Here is a 1,746-nt window from a genome sequence, read left to right as displayed (position 1 = left end):
AATTATAAATAATAATAAAATACTAAGCTATATTGATAAATTTGGTAGATAGAGGAAGGATATTATGAGTAATACTATGCTTAGTTATAAACTAGGAAAAGTAAAAAAAATATTGAAAAAAGATAAAGCTATTACATTAATTGAAGTAGAAATAAATAAACAAAACTATAAAGCTATAAACTATAATAGCTTATCTGGTGCAGTGTCTCCTGGTGATTTGATAGTAGTTAATACTACTGCTATTGATTTAGGTCTTGGTACAGGTGGTAGTCATTTTGTAATATATAATTATAATAATAAAACACAAACTTTAAATGGTGAAGGTCATATTATGAAATTAAGATACACACCTTTTCAAGTTAAATGCTTAGCAGTGGAAGAACAAAATAGTCCTTACCACAAAAAAATTAAACAGTTCAAGAATTTAAATGGAGCAGTTATAGTTGTAGGAAGTCTGCATAGTATGTTATCTCCAGTAGCAGCTATGATTAAATGGTTAAACCCTAAAATTAAAATTAATTACATAATGACTGATGGAGGAGCTTTACCTATACAATTAAGCGAAACAGTACGGGTTCTTAAAGAGAAAAATATTATTGAAAATACAATTACAATTGGTCATGCATTTGGTGGTGATTATGAATGTATAAACATATATACTGGATTAATTATGTCTAAAGAAGTATTAAAAAGTGACATTACAATAGTAGCCATGGGGCCTGGTATTGTAGGTTCAGCTACTAAATATGGTTTTAGTGGTATTGAACAAGGATATATTCTAGATGCTGTTAATACTCTAAAAGGAACTAGTATAGCTATACCGCGTATCAGCTTTAGTGATAATAGGGAAAGACATGTAGGTATTAGTCATCATTCTATTACAAATCTTTCTGAAATCACCAATACTAAAAGTAATATTATCTTTCCAATTTTAAGCGAGTATAAACTGAGTATAATAAAAAAGCAAATTCAAAATTCAAAATTATATAAAAAACATAATGTATATTATGAAAATGGTTCCGATATTTATAAAGCATTAAATTACTTTGGTTTAAAAGTTTCTACTATGGGAAGAAGCTATCACCAGGATAAAGAATTTTTTGAAGCACTTGGTGCCGTAGGGAAAGGAATATTTAAATTTTTATAATAATATCAATAGCTTCTTTTAAAGTAACATATTCATTAGATAAATCTGCCAAAGCTTCTATTAACTCATCTATTTTCACATAGAAATAAATTTTCTTACTTATAACAATTCTAATCATAAGTACCTCCTCTTTTACTTTACAATATTAATAAGTTTTTATAATATAAGATTAAGAATTATATTCTATTTTATGAAGATTAAACTAATTTTATGCTATTAGGAGGTTTGAATATGACTTTTGAAGAAAAGACTATGAAAAGTGAAAAAATTTACGAAGGAAAAATATTAAACTTAAGAATAGATACAGTAGAACTGCCAGATAAAAAATATACAAAACGAGAAATAGTAGAACACCCTAGAGCAGTAGCTATAGTTCCTATAACTGCTAAAGGTGAAATAATATTAGTTAAACAATACAGAAAACCTGTCGAAAAAGAATTACTTGAGATTCCAGCAGGGAAGCTAGAGGTTGGTGAGGAGCCTAAAACATGTGCTATTAGAGAACTAAAAGAAGAAACTGGCGTTACAGCCAATAAATTGACATATTTATTTGAATTTTTTACCTCTCCTGGATTCTCAAACGAAAAAATGTATCTTTT

The 1,746-nt window shown here is 27.5% G+C and carries 3 protein-coding genes; 2 read left to right on the top strand and 1 reads right to left on the bottom strand.

The features are described from left to right. Nucleotides 1-64 precede the first annotated feature (64 nt). Nucleotides 65-1,147 (top strand): DUF3866 family protein, encoded by a 1,083-nt coding sequence (locus tag L21TH_RS01450; RefSeq protein ID WP_006307281.1) that lies wholly within the window; start codon nt 65-67, stop codon nt 1,145-1,147. Here the strand turns inward: L21TH_RS01450 and L21TH_RS15030 are convergent. Then, nucleotides 1,134-1,265, bottom strand: coding sequence for a hypothetical protein (locus L21TH_RS15030; RefSeq protein WP_006307280.1), 132 nt, complete (start codon nt 1,263-1,265; stop codon nt 1,134-1,136). The two genes, L21TH_RS01450 and L21TH_RS15030, sit on opposite strands and share 14 nt — an antisense overlap. 113 nt (nt 1,266-1,378) lie before the next feature. Between L21TH_RS15030 and L21TH_RS01445 the strand changes: the two genes are divergently transcribed. Further along, a partial coding sequence (locus L21TH_RS01445) for an NUDIX hydrolase (protein ID WP_034429000.1) occupies nt 1,379-1,746 on the top strand: 368 nt, incomplete at its 3' end.

Source organism: Caldisalinibacter kiritimatiensis, from assembly GCF_000387765.1.
In the GTDB taxonomy this organism is placed as follows: domain Bacteria; phylum Bacillota; class Clostridia; order Tissierellales; family Caldisalinibacteraceae; genus Caldisalinibacter; species Caldisalinibacter kiritimatiensis.
Note: the sequence above shows the minus strand (reverse complement) of the source record. Positions and strands in the feature narration are given on the sequence as shown.